General features: G+C 69.0%; 13 protein-coding genes and 1 pseudogene. 7 read left to right on the top strand and 7 right to left on the bottom strand.

The genetic code is table 11. The features are described 5' to 3' along the window. Positions 1-122: 122 nt before the first annotated feature. Complete coding sequence (locus ACFVWD_RS22525) at positions 123-995, bottom strand: alpha/beta fold hydrolase (protein WP_389598376.1); 873 nt, start codon at positions 993-995, stop codon at positions 123-125. 65 nt (positions 996-1060) lie between these two features. Here ACFVWD_RS22525 and ACFVWD_RS22520 point away from each other — a divergent pair, with 65 nt between their 5' ends. Further along, positions 1061-1666, top strand: a complete 606-nt coding sequence (locus ACFVWD_RS22520) for a CGNR zinc finger domain-containing protein (RefSeq protein WP_389598375.1) — start codon at positions 1061-1063, stop codon at positions 1664-1666. Between the two features lie 42 nt (positions 1667-1708). Here ACFVWD_RS22520 and ACFVWD_RS22515 read toward each other — a convergent pair whose 3' ends face one another. After that, on the bottom strand, positions 1709-2182 hold the full coding sequence (locus ACFVWD_RS22515) for a winged helix-turn-helix transcriptional regulator (protein ID WP_389598391.1): 474 nt from the start codon (positions 2180-2182) through the stop codon (positions 1709-1711). A 275-nt stretch (positions 2183-2457) separates the two neighbouring features. On the opposite strand from ACFVWD_RS22515, the gene ACFVWD_RS22510 reads away from it, so the two are divergent. The 4 genes and pseudogenes from ACFVWD_RS22510 to ACFVWD_RS22495 all read left to right on the top strand — a co-directional run bounded on the left by ACFVWD_RS22510 (position 2458) and on the right by ACFVWD_RS22495 (position 6738). Further along, positions 2458-3471, top strand: coding sequence for an NADP-dependent oxidoreductase (locus tag ACFVWD_RS22510; protein WP_389598374.1), 1014 nt, complete (start codon positions 2458-2460; stop codon positions 3469-3471). Between the two features lie 857 nt (positions 3472-4328). Then, positions 4329-5504: a DUF6192 family protein gene (locus tag ACFVWD_RS22505; protein WP_389598372.1), complete on the top strand. Its 1176-nt coding sequence runs from the start codon at positions 4329-4331 to the stop codon at positions 5502-5504. Between the two features lie 82 nt (positions 5505-5586). Continuing rightward, entirely contained in the window at positions 5587-5712 is a 126-nt protein-coding gene (locus tag ACFVWD_RS22500; RefSeq protein WP_389598371.1) for a hypothetical protein, read from the top strand. Positions 5713-5811: 99 nt separating this feature from the next. Continuing rightward, a pseudogene (locus ACFVWD_RS22495) lies at positions 5812-6738 on the top strand (IS5 family transposase). Positions 6739-6858: 120 nt separating this feature from the next. Here the strand turns inward: ACFVWD_RS22495 and ACFVWD_RS22490 are convergent. Together ACFVWD_RS22490 and ACFVWD_RS22485 are read right to left on the bottom strand one after the other, a co-directional pair. Next, positions 6859-8133 (bottom strand): M20 family metallo-hydrolase, encoded by a 1275-nt coding sequence (locus tag ACFVWD_RS22490; protein WP_389598369.1) that lies wholly within the window; start codon positions 8131-8133, stop codon positions 6859-6861. Positions 8134-8229: 96 nt separating this feature from the next. Further along, positions 8230-9348 (bottom strand): diaminopropionate ammonia-lyase, encoded by a 1119-nt coding sequence (locus ACFVWD_RS22485; RefSeq protein ID WP_389598367.1) that lies wholly within the window; start codon positions 9346-9348, stop codon positions 8230-8232. A gap of 115 nt (positions 9349-9463) precedes the next feature. On the opposite strand from ACFVWD_RS22485, the gene ACFVWD_RS22480 reads away from it, so the two are divergent. Continuing rightward, a complete protein-coding gene (locus ACFVWD_RS22480) occupies positions 9464-10402 on the top strand; it encodes a LysR family transcriptional regulator (protein ID WP_389598365.1) in 939 nt (312 codons plus the stop codon). Positions 10403-10482: 80 nt separating this feature from the next. Here ACFVWD_RS22480 and ACFVWD_RS22475 read toward each other — a convergent pair whose 3' ends face one another. The 3 genes from ACFVWD_RS22475 to ACFVWD_RS22465 are packed head-to-tail and all read right to left on the bottom strand — an operon-like array spanning position 10483 to position 14187. Next, positions 10483-11493 (bottom strand): enoyl-CoA hydratase/isomerase family protein, encoded by a 1011-nt coding sequence (locus ACFVWD_RS22475; RefSeq protein ID WP_389598363.1) that lies wholly within the window; start codon positions 11491-11493, stop codon positions 10483-10485. Next, positions 11486-13003, bottom strand: a complete 1518-nt coding sequence (locus ACFVWD_RS22470; RefSeq protein ID WP_389598361.1) for a CoA-acylating methylmalonate-semialdehyde dehydrogenase — start codon at positions 13001-13003, stop codon at positions 11486-11488. The genes ACFVWD_RS22475 and ACFVWD_RS22470 overlap by 8 nt, the downstream gene beginning before the upstream one ends. A gap of 23 nt (positions 13004-13026) precedes the next feature. Next, entirely contained in the window at positions 13027-14187 is a 1161-nt protein-coding gene (locus ACFVWD_RS22465; protein WP_389598359.1) for an iron-containing alcohol dehydrogenase, read from the bottom strand. A gap of 126 nt (positions 14188-14313) precedes the next feature. Here ACFVWD_RS22465 and ACFVWD_RS22460 point away from each other — a divergent pair, with 126 nt between their 5' ends. Further along, on the top strand, positions 14314-15276 hold the full coding sequence (locus tag ACFVWD_RS22460; protein ID WP_389598357.1) for a LysR family transcriptional regulator: 963 nt from the start codon (positions 14314-14316) through the stop codon (positions 15274-15276). Positions 15277-15739 lie beyond the last annotated feature (463 nt).

Below are 15739 nucleotides of genomic sequence, written 5' to 3'. Positions count from 1 at the left end.
CGCCCCGGCCCGGTGCTGCGGCCCGTCCGGTGGGGGGCGCCCCCCCATTACCGGGGGGCGCCCCCCCCTCGGTACGGCGCTCGACCGGCCGGAGGCACGCCGCCTCCGTCACCGTGGCGGGGTCATCGGTTCGTTCTGCCGACCAAGAAGGGTCGCAGATGCGCCAGCATCACCTCCGGTTGCTCCTCCGGGATGAAGTGGCCGCATTCCGGGATCTCGGCACCGGTGACGTCAACCGCGTACTCGCGCCAGATCTCCAACGTCGGCAGGCGGGAGGGCAACCCGGCGGAACCCCACAACGCCAGTACCGGCAGCGTGAGGCGACGGCCCTCGGCAGCGTCGATGTCGTCGAGGGCGACATCCTGCTCCATGGCCCGGTAGTCGTCGAAACTCGCCCGCATGGCACCCGGGCGGGAGAACGCGCGGACGTAGCCGTCGACCGCTTCGGGGGTCAACCCGTGGCGGTTATAGGTCCACCGCTCGAAGAAGTACTCGAGATACCCGCGGATGTCGTGTCCCACCAGGCGCTCAGGCAGATCGGGTTGCATCTGGAACAGCCAGTGCCAGTACCCGGAGGCGAGCGAGGCGTCCAGTCGGCGGAACATCTCCCGGGTCGGCACGATGTCGAGCACGGCCAGCCGTTCCACCTGCTCCGGACGGTCCAGTGCCCAGCGGTGCCCCACACGGGCACCGCGGTCGTGTCCCACGACCGCGGCACTCTCAAAGCCGAGCGCCTCGACGAGGCCGGCCATGTCGGCGGCCATGCGCCGCTTGTCGTACCCGGATGCGGGCTTGTCGCTCAGGCCGTAGCCACGCAGGTCGGGCGCCACGACAGTGTGGTCGGCGGCGAGATCCGCCAGCACCGGCCGCCAGCAATCGGAGGTCTGCGGCCAACCGTGGAGAAGGACGAGCAGCGGGCCGGATCCGGCTCGGACGTAGTGCAGGCGGACCCCGTCCACCTGGGTCACTCCGGTCGTCACAGTCGGCTGTCCCATGGCTGCGCCTCCTCATGCACGAGCTAACCCTCTTAGAGGGTTAAGCTAACGTGCAGAATGGAGGCGTGGCAACGGACGACATGTGGATCTGGGACGGCGGGCGGGTCTGCCTGGACTTCGCCAACACGCTGCGCCGCCGGTGGCGTGCCACGCCGGAGGAGACTCTCCGGAATCCGGTCGACCTGGTCCTGTGGCTTCAGGAGGCGAGCCTGCTCGCACCGGACGCCTCGACCCCCGCCACTGCCGCCGTCCTGACGTCGGGCCGACGGCTGCGCGAGACGGTCGACCGGGCCGTACTCGCGGTCGCAGACGGCCGACTACCCGCATCCGGCGACGTCACGCTGCTCAACCGATCGGCAGCGGAGGCCCCCCGGCCTGCCCTTCAAATCGCCATCGGGGACGGACGTCTGGAACCCGCCGGTACCTCGACCCTCGCCGCCGACCCGACAGCCGCACTGGCACTCATCGCCCAGGACACCGTCGACCTGCTGCTGTCCGCCGAGATCCGCCGCGTACGCGTCTGCGGCGCGGAAACGTGCGCCCTGCGCTTCCTGGACCGCTCCCCCGCCCACAACCGCCGCTGGTGCTCCATGTCGCGCTGCGGCAACCGCACCAAGGTCCGCCTCCACCAGTCCCGAGCCAGACGGAGTGAGCGCACCCCGGAGAGCTGACAGAGGAGTTCGCGCCGATCGCCTGACTCAAGCGCGCTCAGGTCACTCGGCCGGCCTCATACGAAAAGCGGGGCCAGGGACGCTCTCGATGTCTTCCGCCTGCACAGGGTGGCCTCGTTCGCAGCGAATCTGGACATTGACGGGCGCACCACATGTGCGGTGTCGCGACAGTACGGCCGGCCCCTCCGGGTCTGCGCGGTATCGGTCACCCCACTGCAGGAGCCCCATCACGGCCGGGACCAGATCCATGCCCTTGGGAGTGATCACATACTTCGGCCGGCTCCGTGCCCCGGGCTCCTTATAGGTCTCGGTGGCCAGGATCCCTTCCTCCACGAGCATCCGGAGCCGCGTCGCGAGGAGGTTGCGAGGACAGCCGAGGACGCGTTCGAAGTCGCTGAAACGGGACGAGCCGTACCAGACCTCACGGAGGATCAGGATCGTCCATTTCTCGCCCACGACCTCAAGGGTCCGCGCGATGGAGCAGTTCGACGTGTCCCGGTCGAGGCGGGGGTCCATACCGGTGTCCTGAAGAGCTTCCGTCCACACATCCATGGGGTGATTCTAACGGCATCTGAGTTTACTTTTCTATACTTAGCCATTAGCGTCATGACCGTCCGAAGGACAGCATGCCTTCGTCCGGGGCGCCGGGCGCGTACCCGAGGCCCGAGGCCATCCAGCAGATGAGCCAGTGGCTCCGCCGACGCCTCGGCACCCGAGCAGAAGAACTGCCCGAACCATCACATCGACCACCAAGAAACCCACCGCGAAGATCACGCAGAAGGGCAGCCGACATGAAGGCATTCGTCGTCGAGAAGTACGGCAAGGACGGCGCACGCGCCGCGCAGGTACCCGAACCCACTGTCGGGGACCGCGACGTCCTGGTCAGAGTGAGCGCCGCCAGCATCAACCCGCTGGACAAAATGGTCCGCAACGGGGAGTTCAAGCAACTCCTGAAGTACAAGCCTCCGTTCGTGCTCGGCCACGACCTGGCTGGCGTCGTGACGCGGGTCGGCTCCGCTGTACGCGGCTTCGAAGTCGGTGACGAGGTCTACGCCCGTCCGCGCGACCTGCGGGTAGGTGGCTTCGCGGAGTTCATCGCGATCGACCAGGACGATGTCGCGCCCAAGCCAGCCTCGCTCACCCTCGAAGAGGCGGCCGCGGTGCCGCTGGTGGCCTTGGCCGCCTGGCAGATCCTCGTCGACCGTGCCCGCGTGAAGCCGGGCCAGAAGGTGCTCATCCACGCCGGCGCCGGTGGCCTCGGGTCGACGGTCATCCAGCTCGCCAAGCACCTCGGCGCCACGGTGGCGACGACGACGGACACCAACACCGAGAAGTTGGTCAGGAGCCTCGGCGCCGATGTCGTCGTCGACTACACCAAGGAAGACTTCTCGAAGATGCTGTCCGGCTACGACCTGGTACTGGACTCCCTGGGCGGAGCGAACCTCGAGAAGTCTCTGACGGTGTTGAAGCCCGGCGGCCTGGCCATCGGTGTCGTCGGCCCGCCGGACGCCGGGTTCGCCAAGCAACTCGGCGCCCCCTCGTTCATGGGCGTGGTCATGAACACACTCAGTCGCAAGGTGCGCAAGCAGGCCAAGGCGCTTGACGTGCGCTACCAGTTCTTCTTCATGCAGGCCAACGGCTCCCAGCTGCGCAAGCTCAGTGCCCTCTACGACAGCGGGAAGCTCCGCCCGGTCATCGACAGGACCTTCCCGTTCGACCAGACGCTTGAGGCGATGGCGTACGTGGAGCAGGGCCGCACCAAGGCCGGCAAGGTCGTGGTCTCGATGGTGCCCGACAGCGACTGAGATCCGGGCTGCAGCAGGCCTTCCGCCCGGCGCGGTCAACGGAGGAGGCGACGACGCCGTCGGCGATCCAATGGCGACCACTTTCGTGGAGGGCCGCGCTGTATGGATTTCACCGCGTGGCCGACCGGGAGAGCGCAAGCCGACGACGAGGCGGTCAGTGGCGAGACCGCCCGAGCCGCGTAGGGCGAGACGGCATGGACAGCTCGCGGGGCTCGACGCCTATAACGTCTGCGCGGAGCGAACCGACGGAGCCTTCTACTCCGACTTCGAGTCCCAGCACGATCTCTTCGCTACGGCGATCGCCGAACAGCGTCACCAACAAAACGCAACGCGAGCGGCGTTGTCCGGGCTGTGGTGACTGGCTGAGGCCGGGTGCCGGGCCGCGGGCAGTGTTCTGCTCGGGCGTGTGTCGTTCCAGCCAGTGGCGTCGGCTGCGGCGGGTGAGGCTGCGGGTGGCCGCGCTGAAGCGGGACGAGGGCCGGCGGGTGTGCGGGGCGGTCTGGATGGCCGGGGTGGATCACCGCAGCAACACGGTGTACTGCTCGGCGAAATGTCGCCGGAGGGCCTGGGCGGCGCGGAAGGAACCGTTCGCCCAAGCGTCCGGATAGACGCTTCCGCGAACGGTTCATGTGTCCGATTTACTTTCGAGCAGTCATTTACTGCCATTGCTGGTGGTAGATCTAGAATGGATTGACTCTGGCTGGAGTTGGACCGGGGTGTTGTCGCCGGTGGTCCGGTCTGCCGGGCCCTTGCCCCTTGGGGGATGGTGACGGCCATGCCCACCACCGTGATCGGCCACATAACCCGCGAGCGCTACGAGCAGTTCATCGGCGCCGACCGGGAACTGGTCGGCGCCGATGCAGCGCATTCAGTTCACCATCGGGGACCACGCGCTGGAGATCGAACCGATGCAGCCGAACGGCGGCGCGCATCCGGCCGTCGGCGAGGACCTGGGCGGCGTCGATGCCTCGTTGCAGATCTACGCCGACGACCTCGGGCTGTCGCTGAGTACGGTCCGCAACTACCGGTTCGCCGCCCACCGCTGGCCCGGAGAGCGGCGTCGTCACGGCGTCTCCCACAAGGTCCACTGCATCCTCGCGTCCATCCCGGACGACACCGAGCGCTTCGAGACGATCTGCGCCCCGCCGCTGGATGAGCGCGCAAGGGTGCGGCGCTGGACGACGGACCTGGCCAAGAAGCACGTCGGGCAGCGCCCGGCCCATCCTGAGACGGTGCCGCAGAAGGTGGCGGCCATCCACCGCCTGGTCGACGACGACGAGGTCGCAGCCCAGGTGGCCGCGGACGTACTGCGCCGTCCGGCCGTGGCGGCCAAAGTCGTCGCGGACGACACCGCCCGGCACATGATCAACAAAGCGCAGACCACGCAGCACAAGACCGAGGTCGTCCACGACCTCATCGAGGACGACACGGTCGCGGCGCAGGTCGCCTCCGACGTGCTGCGCCGGCCGGACGGCGCGGCCAGAGTGGTCGCCGACAACACCGCCCGGCACGCGGTCAACCGAGCGCACACCGACCGTTTCCAACAGCAGGCGGACGACTTCCGCCGGGAGACACCGGACAGGCGGGCGGTGAAAAAGATCGAGCGGACCGAGGAGTTCCTGGACCTGGTCGGCGCCTGCCACCAGTTCGTGTCCGCCTGCGGGAAGACGGTTCCCCAACTGCGCGACCGGCAACTGTGGGACGACGAACGGGCCGTCCTCACGCAAAACGTTGCCCGATGCGGGGCCGTACTGGACTGGATCGAGACCGCCGCCGAGACCGGCGAGGTCGACGTGGACGAGGAACTCTCCCGCATCCTGCGGGCGAGTAACCGTGGCCAAGCGCTCCCCAGCAGCGGAGCGCCGCGCCGACCTGATACGCACCGCGCTGTTCGAGGTCGCGCCCGCCGGCATGGTGCTCACCCGGCTGATGGGTTCGTGCGAGCTCATCCGCTGCCAAATCAGACGGGGACTGGCCACCCTGCGCGACCTGTGCGCCGAACGCAGCTGGCCACCCGTTCTTTGGACCCGTGACCTGGGCTATCACTTCTGCGCGAGCGAGGCCGAGCTGGAGGAGCGGGCTTGGCTCAGCGAGAAGCTCACCCAGTTCCGCCGGATGATCACGGGCACGATCGGCCCGCACCTGGCCCTGTTCCCCAAGAGCACCTGGGCCGGCTACCTCAGCGACCAGATGAGGGCGATCGAGGCGAACCTCGCGATGGCCGCCCAGCCACCGCGCTGACCACCCTTCGCGGCCGGAACGCGCACCGCCACATCAGGAGACCGGGGTCCGGTCCACGCGTCCGCAGCGCTCCCCACACGGACCGGGCCCCACTCTCTGATGCGCGAACCCCGCTATCCCTCCGGCATGGCCGACGCCGAATGGGCCCTGATCGAGCCGCTGTTGCCCGTTCCCGCATGCCAGAAAGCGAGTAGCGGGCATCCCGAAGCCCACCCCTGGCGGGAGATCGTCGACGGCATCCGCTATCTGGTCGACAACGGCATAAAGTGATGCGCAATGCCCGCCGACCACCCTCCATGGCGGACGACTTACGGCTTTGCCCGGCGCTGGGCCGCTTCCAGGATCATCGGCATCCGCGACCAACTCCGTCGCAGGATCCGTCTCGCCAGCGGGAAGACACCCCGCGCGGCGTCGGCGATCGTCGACTCGCAGAGCATCAAGGGCTCCGAGACCGTCGGCAAGGACACCCGTGGATGGGACGAAGCCAACAGGATCAACGGCCGGAAGAGGCATCTGTTCTGCGACAACAGGGGCCTGGTGCTCCTAGTGATGGTCACCGCGCCCAACGTGACCGACCGCGAAGCGGCCAAGGAGCTGCTGTTCCGCGTCGCTCTCATGCACCCCGAGATCGCCATCGTCTGGGCCGACTCCGCCTACGCCGGGAAGCTGGTGACCTGGGCCAAGACCTACCTCGACATCACCACCAAGACAGTCCGCCGCCCACCGGACGCGAAGGGCTTCGTGGTCCTGCCGCGCAGGTGGGTGGTCGAGCAGTCGCGGTCGTGGATCATGAGGGCCCGCCGTCACTGCCGGGACCACGAACGCCTGCCCCAGGTGAGCGAAGCACTCATCACACGTAGGCAGCCATCACCCTGATGACAAGGCGCCTCACCCACCGCAAGGTCCGACCCGCCACCCGCCACGACATCAGCCCGTACTACCTGGTACAGGCCGCCTGACCCACGGCGGAGACAACCACGAGACGAACAGCAGCAACCTCCGCCCAGCCGCGTCGCTCCTGGCTGACCAACCAGAAGGGACAAACACTGACCTGCACAAGTCTCAGGGCAGGCACGGGCACACCTGATGCGGGGAGGGCCTGCTGGTCCTCCCCGCATCAGGTATGGGCCGCTCGGCCTTTGGCGGTCAGTTCTGGCCGGCCAGGCGGAGGAGAGTGGTCGCGAGGACGTTGACGCCGTGGGTGCATGCTTCGGGGGTGGAGTATTCGCGGGGGTTGTGGCTGATGCCGTCGTACTCACCGCGTACGAAGATCATGGCTGTGGGGCAGAGCGCGGCGATCTCCTGGGCGTCGTGCCCGGCGCCGGAGAGCAGGGAGATGTGCTCCAGACCGTGGTCGTCGGCGGCCTGAGCGATGACCTTCTGGACGCCTTCGTCGAAGGGGATACAGGAGGTCTGGGCCATTCGCCGGGTATGGAGGGACAGTCCTGGCTGGCTGTCTTCCAGGGTCCGCAGGAAGGCGGCGAGGTCCGCCTCGGCGCGGGCCATCCGGGCATCGTCGGGGTTGCGCAGGTCGACGGTCATCTCGGTGCGGGCCGGGACGATGTTGGTCAGGTCCGGGTGGACGTTCAGGTGGCCGACCGTCGCACGCAGGTCGCCGTAGTTCCCGGAGTCGACCATGGTCCGCAGGTGGACGATGATCTGGGCGGCGGCGAGGCCGGCGTCGGCGCGCAGGTGGGTGGGGGTGGTGCCGGCGTGGGCGGCGCGGCCGTGGATGGTGATCTCCTGCCAGGAGATGCCCTGAACGCCGGTGACGACGCCGACCGTGACTCCGTTCTCGGCGAGCACGGGGCCCTGTTCGATATGGCACTCGACGTAGGCGTGCGGCGGGTCGAGGCGTACGTCGGCGGGGCCGTTGAAGCCGGTGCGGGTAAGTTCGGCGCCGAGGGTGAGGCCGTCGCGGTCGGTCATGGCGTGGGCGTACTGAAGGGTGAGGCGTCCGGCGGCGACCGCGCTGCCGAGCATGTCGGTGCCGAAGCGGACGCCTTCTTCCTCGGTGAAGACGCCGACCTCGATGGGGTGGCGGGTGGTGATGCCGTGCTCGTTCAGCACCCGTACGACTTCGATGCCGCCCAGGACTCCGAGGCAGCCGTCGAAGGCGCCGGCGGTGGCGACGCTGTCGATGTGTGAGCCGGTCAGCACCGGGGCCGCGGTGGGGTCGGTGCCCTCGCGGCGGCCGTAGATGTTGCCCATGGCGTCGACGCGGACGTTCAGTCCGGCCTGTTCCATCCATGCGATGACCTTGCGCCGCCCGGCCGCGTCGGCGTCGGTCAGGGCCAGGCGGTTGACGCCGCGCAGACCGGTGCGCTCGTCGTCGTACGCGCCGATCTCGGCGAGGTCCATCAGGGACTGCCACAGGCGGTCGCCGTTGACAGTGATCTTGTCGGGGGCGGGGCTCGTCATGACCTGTCTCCCAGAAGTCGGCGGAAACGGTGGGGCGGTGGCTGCCTCCGCGGTGCGTCCGGCGGTGGCCGTGACCGGGGAGCGAAGTGGTGGGGATCAGTGGTCGGAGGTGCCGTGCGGGTTGGCGACGCTGCCCTCGGTGCTCAGCAGCACCACCGTTGAGGCGAGGCCGAGGCCCAGGGCGGCACGGCGCCCGCCGGCGCCGTCGCCGGTGAGCGCGGCGCGGACGCCGGCGAGCGAGGCGGCGCCGCAGGGGCCGGAGGAGACGCCGAGGGCGGCGAGGTCGCCTGCTGCACGGGCACTGTCGGCGTCGGCGATGGAGATGGCGGCGTTCAGCCCGCTGCGCAGGTAGGGCCAGGCGATGCTGGAGGGAGTACCGCAGTTCAGGCCGGCCATGGTGGTGTCACCCGTGGTGACGCTGACCGGTTCGCCGAGCGTAAGGCTCTCGATGACACAGGAAGCGGCCTGGGGTTCCACCGCCAGCAGCGCCGGTGCCTGGCCGGCCGCGCGGCTGCGGTAGTGGGTGACGACGGCTTGAGCCAGCGAGCCCACCCCCACCGGGACGGCGACGAGATCGGGTATCCCGGCGCCGCTGGCCGCAAGCTGCTCGTCGATTTCGGCGCAGAGGGTGGAGTAGCCCTCGACGATCCAGCCCGGGATCGTCTCGTAGCCCGGCCAGGCGGTGTCCTGGAGCAGCACCGCGTCCGGCGCGGCAGCCGCCTGGGCCGCTTGCCGCACGGCCTCGTCGTAGGATCCCGCGACCCGGGTGACCTCCGCCCCTTCGGCGGCGATGGCCCCCGCGGCCTTCGGATGCACCCCCTGCGGGACGAAGGCGTGGGCCCGCTGGCCGAGCAGGCGTGCCACACGGGCCACAGCGCGGCCGTGGTTGCCGTCGGTGGCGGTCACCAGCGTGAGCGGACCCAACTGCTCGCCGTGCGCCGCCCGCTCGGCAAGCGTGCGGTGCACCGCCCAGGATGCGCCCAACACCTTGAAGGCGGGCAGGCCCAGACGGGACGACTCGTCCTTGACGAACACCTTCCCGACCCCCAGCTCGGCGGCGAGCGAGGGGAGTTCGGGCAGTGGGGTGGGGGCGTACTCGGGCAGGGAGGCGTGGAAGGCACGCACCTGGGCGGGGGCGGGCGCGCAGGTCCAGGACCTGGCGGCGGGCCGCGCCCACCACCGCACCGCGCGGAGGACAGGAGTCTCTTGAGTCACGCAGACAGCGTGCTGCGCACGCATCCATTCGGTCCAGCGAATGTTTCCAACCTATATTCATCAGAGAAACCGACCAGTCAAGCTGCGTCGCGACTCCGAGGAGAACACTCCGCCGATGTTCGACCTGCACCGACTACGCCTACTGCGCGAGCTCAAACACCGCGGCACTCTCGCGGCCGTCGCCGCCGCCCTCTCCTACAGCCCCTCCTCCGTCTCCCAGCAGCTCTCCCAGCTGGAGGCAGAGGTCGGCGTGCGGCTGCTGGAACCGGTCGGGCGACGCGTGAGGCTGACCGCCCAGGCGGAGATCCTGGTCGCGCACACCGAGGCAGTGCTGGAGCGCCTGGAGCGCGCCGAGGCGGACCTGGCCACCTCCCTGACCGATCTGACCGGCACCCTGCGCATCGCCTCGTTCCAGACAGCCGCCCTCACCCTGGTGCCCAGCGCGCTGAGCCTGTTGCGCAGCCTCCACCCCGGCCTACGGATCCACGTCACGCAGATGCCACCGGAAATGGCCCTGCCGGCACTTCAGGCCCGCGACTTCGACCTGGTCATCGCCGAGGAGTACCCGGGCAACCCCAACCCCCGGCCGGCCGAATTGGAACAGGAAGACCTCCTCGACGACCCCCTCCACCTCGCGCAGCCCGCACCAGCGGGTGACACCGCCGGGAGCAGCCCCACGGCGTCACTGCGCTCACTCGCCGACCACCCGTGGGCCATGGAACCCGAAGGAACAGCTGCCCGGCACTGGGCCATGACCCTGTGCCGCACCGCCGGTTTCGAACCAGACGTACGGTTCGAAACCACCGACCTCCTGATCCATCTACGCCTCGTCGAGCTAGGTCACGCCGCTGCCCTGCTCCCCGACCTCATGTGGAACGAGCGGCCCCCGACCGTCGCGCTGCGCCCGCTCCCCACCGGGCAGCAAACACGCCGCATCTTCACCGCGGTACGCCGCGGCCGCAACCAACACCCCGCCATCCAGGCATGCCGCCACGCACTGCGGCGAGCGGCCACGCAAACCGCGGCCAACAGCGGCGGGGTGGAGCGGGCGTAAATGCGCGGCTGGCAGCCGCTCCGTCAGGGCGAGCCGCCACTCTCCCGCTGGCACGACGGCCAAGAAACTGGCGGAAGCACTCAGGTCGGCAGCACTGGTCCGCCGTATGACGCACGCCGCCAGTTGGGACTGCGGTCCTTGTCGACCAGAGCCGCACGGACGCCCTCAAGGAAGTCCGGCGTGCGGATGGTCGTGCGCGTGAGGGCGAGTTCGGTGCCAAGACACTCGCGCAGCGTGTGCTGCCTGCCCCGGGCCAGCAGGGCGTGGGTGATCTCCAGGCTCTGCGGCGAGGCGGACTCCAAGGCGACCAGCGTGGCTGCAGCCCAAGGGGTGTCGAGGTGACGCAGGCGCTTCTCGATCTCGCCGAGGGTTGGGGCGCCGAACGCCCAGTCCACGTCCCCGCGTGCCTTCGCCAGCCTGCTTTCCGCCACCGGGGAGCGGCCGGCGAGGCGGTTGAGGACGACGTCCACCGGGTCGCCGGGGTTGTCGGCCAGGACATCCGCGACCGCGTCGAGCCTGTCCGCGGGGACGAAGTGCGTGGCCAGTCCCGTGTACAGGGCGTCGGCCACGTCAAGCCGGTGCCCGGTCAGTCCCAGGTACATGCCGATCGCGCCCGGCAGCCTCGGCAGAAAGAAGCTGGCCCCGACGTCCGGAAAGAACCCGATCCCGGTCTCGGGCATCGCGAGCACCGCGCGCTCGGTGACGACGCGGAAGGTGCCGTGGACGGACAGGCCGAGGCCGCCGCCCATGCACAGGCCGTCGATGAGCGAGACGACCGGGACGGGGTACCCGGCAATCCGGGCGTTGAGCCGGTACTCGGAGGCGAAGAACCGCTCACTGGCCTCGGCATCCCCCGCGAGGCTGTGCTCGCGGATCGTGCGGATGTCTCCACCGGCGCAGAACGCCTTCGTGTTGGTGCTGCCCAGCACCACAGCGGACAGTGGTATGTGCTCCCATGCGGCGAGCACACGGTCGATGGCGGCGACCATGCCTGTCGTCAGGGCGTTGAGAGCCTTGGGCCGGTTCAGCAGGATCCGGCCGACGCCCCGGTGGACGTCGGCGAGAACCTCGGCCGTGGTGGTGTCAGCCATGGGTCGGCATCGCGTACTCCGCGCGCGCCTGGCTGTCGTTCGGCCAGCGGGTGGTCGCGGTCTTGTAGCGGGAGTAGAAACGCACGCCCTCGGGGCCATGGATGTGGTGGTCTCCGAACAGGGACCTCTTCCAGCCGCCGAAGGAGTGGAAGGCCATGGGGACCGGGATCGGCACGTTGACCCCGACCATTCCGGCCTTCACCTTGGCCAGGAAGGTGCGGGCGGTGTGCCCGTCGGCGGTGAAGATCGCCGTGCCGTTACCGAACTCGTGGTCGTTGACCAACTGCAGGGCTTCGGTGAACGACTGCGCCCGGACCATGGCGAGCACCGGACCGAAGATCTCCTCGCGGTAGATCCGCATGTGCGGGCCGACGTGGTCGAACAGCGATGCGCCGAGGAAGAATCCGCCTTCATGGCCGGGGACCGGGGTCCGACGGCCGTCGACGACCAACTCGGCGCCTTCGTCCGTACCCACCTCGAGGTAGTCGGCCACCTTGTCCCGGTGGGCCTTCGTGACCAGCGGTCCCATCTCGACCCCGTCCTGGGTGCCCGGGCCGACCTTGAGCTCGGCGAGGGCGGCGACGAGCCGCTCGCGCAGCGCGTTCGCGGTGTCCTCGCCCACGGGTACCGCGACCGAGATGGCCATGCATCGTTCGCCGGCGGAGCCGTAGGCGGCGCCCATCAGCGCGGCGACGGTCTGGTCGAGGTCGGCGTCGGGCATGACGACCATGTGGTTCTTGGCACCGCCGAGGGCCTGCACGCGCTTGCCGCCCGCGGTGGCGGTCCGGTGGACGTACTCGGCGATCGGGGTGGAGCCCACGAAACTCACCGCCTCGACGTCGTCGTGGGTGAGGAGGGCGTCCACGGCCGTCTTGTCGCCGTGCACCACGTTGAACACGCCCTTCGGCAGACCGGCTTCGGTGAGCAGCCGGGCGAGTTCGACGCTGAGTGTGGGGTCCTTCTCCGACGGCTTCATCACGAAGGTGTTTCCGCAGGCCAGGGCAACGGGGAACATCCACATCGGCACCATGGCGGGGAAGTTGAACGGCGAGATGCCGGCGACCACCCCGAGCGGCTGGCGCAGGGACACGGCGTCCACCTCGCGGGCGACGTTCTCGGAGAACTCACCCTTCAGTTGCTGCGGAATGCCGCACGCGAACTCGACGACCTCGAGCCCGCGGATGACCTCGCCCCTGGCATCGGAGAGCACCTTGCCGTGCTCGGCCGTGATGATCGAGGCGAGCCGGTCCGTGTCCCGTTCGACCAGGTCGCGGAACCGGAAGAGGATACGGGCACGGATGTGGGGCGGGGTGGCGGACCAGGTCTCGAACGCCTCGGACGCGGCCCGGACCGCAGCGTCCACGTCCTCGGCGGTCGCCAGCGCGACAAGGCCGGTCACCTGGCCGGTGGCGGGGTTGTAGACCTCGCTGCGGGTCTCGGCGCCGCGATCGTCGACGCGGCCGTCGATGTAGTGGTCGATGTGCGCCGGGGCGGCGGCTGTCGTGGTCATCAGGGTTCCTTGCTCGCCGAGTGTCAGGCGTAGATCTTCGCGTAGAGATCCTGGATCTCCTCCGCGGTGGGTACGACAGGGTTGTTGACGGGGGATCCGGACGCGAGCGCCTGCGCGGCCATGAGGGGTGACAGGCGGAACCACTCTGCCTTGTCGATGCCGTGGGCCTGAGGAGTGGGCACCTCCAGGTCCTGGCACAGGGTGCGGAGAGCCGCCACGAACTTCTCAGCGGCCATGGCATCGCTGTCGCCGTCGGTGGCGGCTCCGAGAGCGCGGGCGCAGTCTGCGTACCGGCTCTCGGCGGCGTGCACGGAGAACGCCGTCACCGCGGGGAAGAGCATCGCGTTCGAGAGACCGTGGGCGACGTGGAAGTGAGCGCCGATGGGGCGGCTCATGCCATGCACGAGCGCCACGCTGGAGTTGGAAAAGGCGATGCCGGCCTGGGTCGCGGCGAGCATCATCGCCTCGCGAGCCTCAGCGTCTTCCCCGTCGGCGTAGACACGGCGGAGGTGTTGGCCGATGGTCCGGATCGCGTTCAGCGCGAAGCCGTCGGAGAACGGATTGGCCTTGCGGCTCACGTATGCCTCAACGGCATGAGTGAGCGCGTCGACACCGGTGTCGGCGGTCAGCCGGGTCGGCATCGACAGGGTCAGTTCGAAGTCGACGACCGCGGCGACCGGCAGGAACGCCGGGCCCGGACAGAGCATCTTCTCGTCCGTGGCGCTGTCGGTGATGACGGTGAACTGGGTGGCTTCCGAGCCGCTGCCAGCTGTCGTCGGGACCGCGATCACCGGAAGCGCCGGACCGAGGTTGGTACGCGGGGCCTTGTAGTCACGCATCTGGCCGCCTTGGACGCCCAGCAGGCCGAGGGCCTTGGCGGTGTCCATCGGGCTGCCGCCGCCAAATCCGATCACCGAGTCCGCCCCGTGCTCCCGCAGCACGGTGAGGCCCTCGCCGAGCGAGTCGGTCGTCGGATCCGGGACGGTGCCGGCGAACAGGCGCGGCTGCAGCCCGGCATCCCTCAGCGTCTCCATCAGTCGTTGCGCCGCACCAGTCCCGGCGAGGAACGCGTCCGTCACCAGCAGGGGGCGGCGCAGGCCCAGCCCCGTGACGACGTCTCCCAGTTCACCGACGGCGCCGCGGCCGACGCGCAGGATCCGCGGGAGGGAAAGGCTGGCAACCATGGGGCCCTTTCAGCGAGAACGGCGGGCATGTGGCGCCCACTGCCTTGAATATGCGACCTCGCAATGTGTGCAATCAACCACCAATGGTGCACACCCGCTGTGCAGAAATGCAGATACGGTGGTGCCGTGCATTCCCGCTCGCCGGACGAGAGGCCCTCCCAGCCACCGGTCGGCTCCCGTCGCTCCGTCGATCCGCGCACACTCCGCGCGGACGATCTGCGCTACCTGCTCGCGGTATCCCGTACCGGGCGTCTGGTGACCGCCGCCGACGCACTCGGCGTGGATCACACCACCGTGTCACGCCGTATCACCGCATTGGAGAAGAGCATCGGCCTGCGCCTCATCGAGCGCGGCACGGAGGGATGGACGCTGACCGACATCGGAAGAGCCGTCTCGGAGAACGCGCGCACGATCGAGGAGGCCCTCAACCGCGTCGCCGACACTGTGGCAGGTCAGGACTCACCATCCCTGCACGGTACGGTGCGCGTCACCGCTCCCGACGGCTTCGGCACCGCCTTCGCCACGCCCGCCCTCGTGCGAGTACGACGCCTGCACCCCCGGCTCCAGGTCGAACTCATCACCGCGACACGGCAACTCGCCCTGCGCCCGACCGGCTTCGATCTCGCTCTCGTCATCGGCATTCCGTCGAGCAGCCGCCTGGTGACCGAGCACCTCACCGACTACGCGCTGGGGCTCTACGCCTCCGACGACTACCTCAATCAGTACGGCCGGCCGGAAACGGTGGCCGGGCTGCGGGAGCACGCGCTGATCTTCTACATCGAGTCAATGCTGCAGGTCGGCGATCTCGACATCGAGCGCCATCTTCCGGGCATGACCCCGGCATTCTCCTCGACGAACGTCTTCGCTCAGCTCGAAGCCACCCAGCAAGGGGCCGGTATCGGCGTCCTGCCGGCTTTTCTGGCCCAGCGGACACAGCTACGTCGGCTGCTCGCCGACGAGATCGACATTCGGCTTCCCATCACCCTGGCCGCCCGTCGCGAGGCGGTGTCACACCCCGCCGTACGCGCCCTGTGGGCCGCTCTGCGGCATGAGGTCGCCGAACGGTCCGCCGAACTGATCCCGGAATGAACCCCGGGTTGGGCCACGCTCCGACTCCGCGGGACGTGCAAGTACTCGGTTGGTTTCGGCACGCCGGAGTCTCGCTGCCACAGTGACTTACCGCACACATCTCACAGCCTGTTGACAGGCCATCACAGAGTCCGTGATTCTCCTGATCACAACATGGCGCATCACGGCAACAGCGGCTTGTGAGTACGCGCACGTTTTCGCGAGGTCCGGTTGGGGCTTCGCGGTCTGTGCCCAGCCTTCGTCCGCATCCCTCGCCAGGCCCTCGACACAGCACCCTGTGCATCGAGTGGCAACAGATGCCGGCAGCGCGGCCCGTGCTGCGTGTTGTGCTTCAACTGGGGCACCCACACCCGTTGACCCTTGCTGATCATCGCCCATTCCCTCGTCGGCCGGATCACCGCCCCGACGCCGGAACGCTGCGCGCTGCGCCGTTCCCGTTCCCCACCCTCACTGCCCGGAGGTT

The sequence above is a fragment of the Streptomyces sp. NPDC058086 genome (assembly GCF_042885015.1).
GTDB lineage: Bacteria > Actinomycetota > Actinomycetes > Streptomycetales > Streptomycetaceae > Streptomyces.
This window is presented reverse-complemented; position numbering and strand designations above follow the sequence as displayed.

Excerpts from the sequence above, each read along its gene's own strand:
- ACFVWD_RS22515 (WP_389598391.1), bottom strand. The coding sequence starts at position 2,182 with ATGGACCCCCGCCTCGACCGGGACACGTCGAACTGCTCCATCGCGCGG.
- ACFVWD_RS22475 (WP_389598363.1), bottom strand. The coding sequence starts at position 11,493 with ATGGCTGACACCACCACGGCCGAGGTTCTCGCCGACGTCCACCGGGGC.
- ACFVWD_RS22510 (WP_389598374.1), top strand. The coding sequence starts at position 2,458 with ATGAAGGCATTCGTCGTCGAGAAGTACGGCAAGGACGGCGCACGCGCC.
- ACFVWD_RS22500 (WP_389598371.1), top strand. The coding sequence starts at position 5,587 with ATGATCACGGGCACGATCGGCCCGCACCTGGCCCTGTTCCCCAAGAGC.
- ACFVWD_RS22490 (WP_389598369.1), bottom strand. The coding sequence starts at position 8,133 with ATGACGAGCCCCGCCCCCGACAAGATCACTGTCAACGGCGACCGCCTG.
- ACFVWD_RS22465 (WP_389598359.1), bottom strand. The coding sequence starts at position 14,187 with ATGGTTGCCAGCCTTTCCCTCCCGCGGATCCTGCGCGTCGGCCGCGGC.
- ACFVWD_RS22505 (WP_389598372.1), top strand. The coding sequence starts at position 4,329 with ATGCAGCGCATTCAGTTCACCATCGGGGACCACGCGCTGGAGATCGAA.
- ACFVWD_RS22480 (WP_389598365.1), top strand. The coding sequence starts at position 9,464 with ATGTTCGACCTGCACCGACTACGCCTACTGCGCGAGCTCAAACACCGC.
- ACFVWD_RS22470 (WP_389598361.1), bottom strand. The coding sequence starts at position 13,003 with ATGACCACGACAGCCGCCGCCCCGGCGCACATCGACCACTACATCGAC.
- ACFVWD_RS22525 (WP_389598376.1), bottom strand. The coding sequence starts at position 995 with ATGGGACAGCCGACTGTGACGACCGGAGTGACCCAGGTGGACGGGGTC.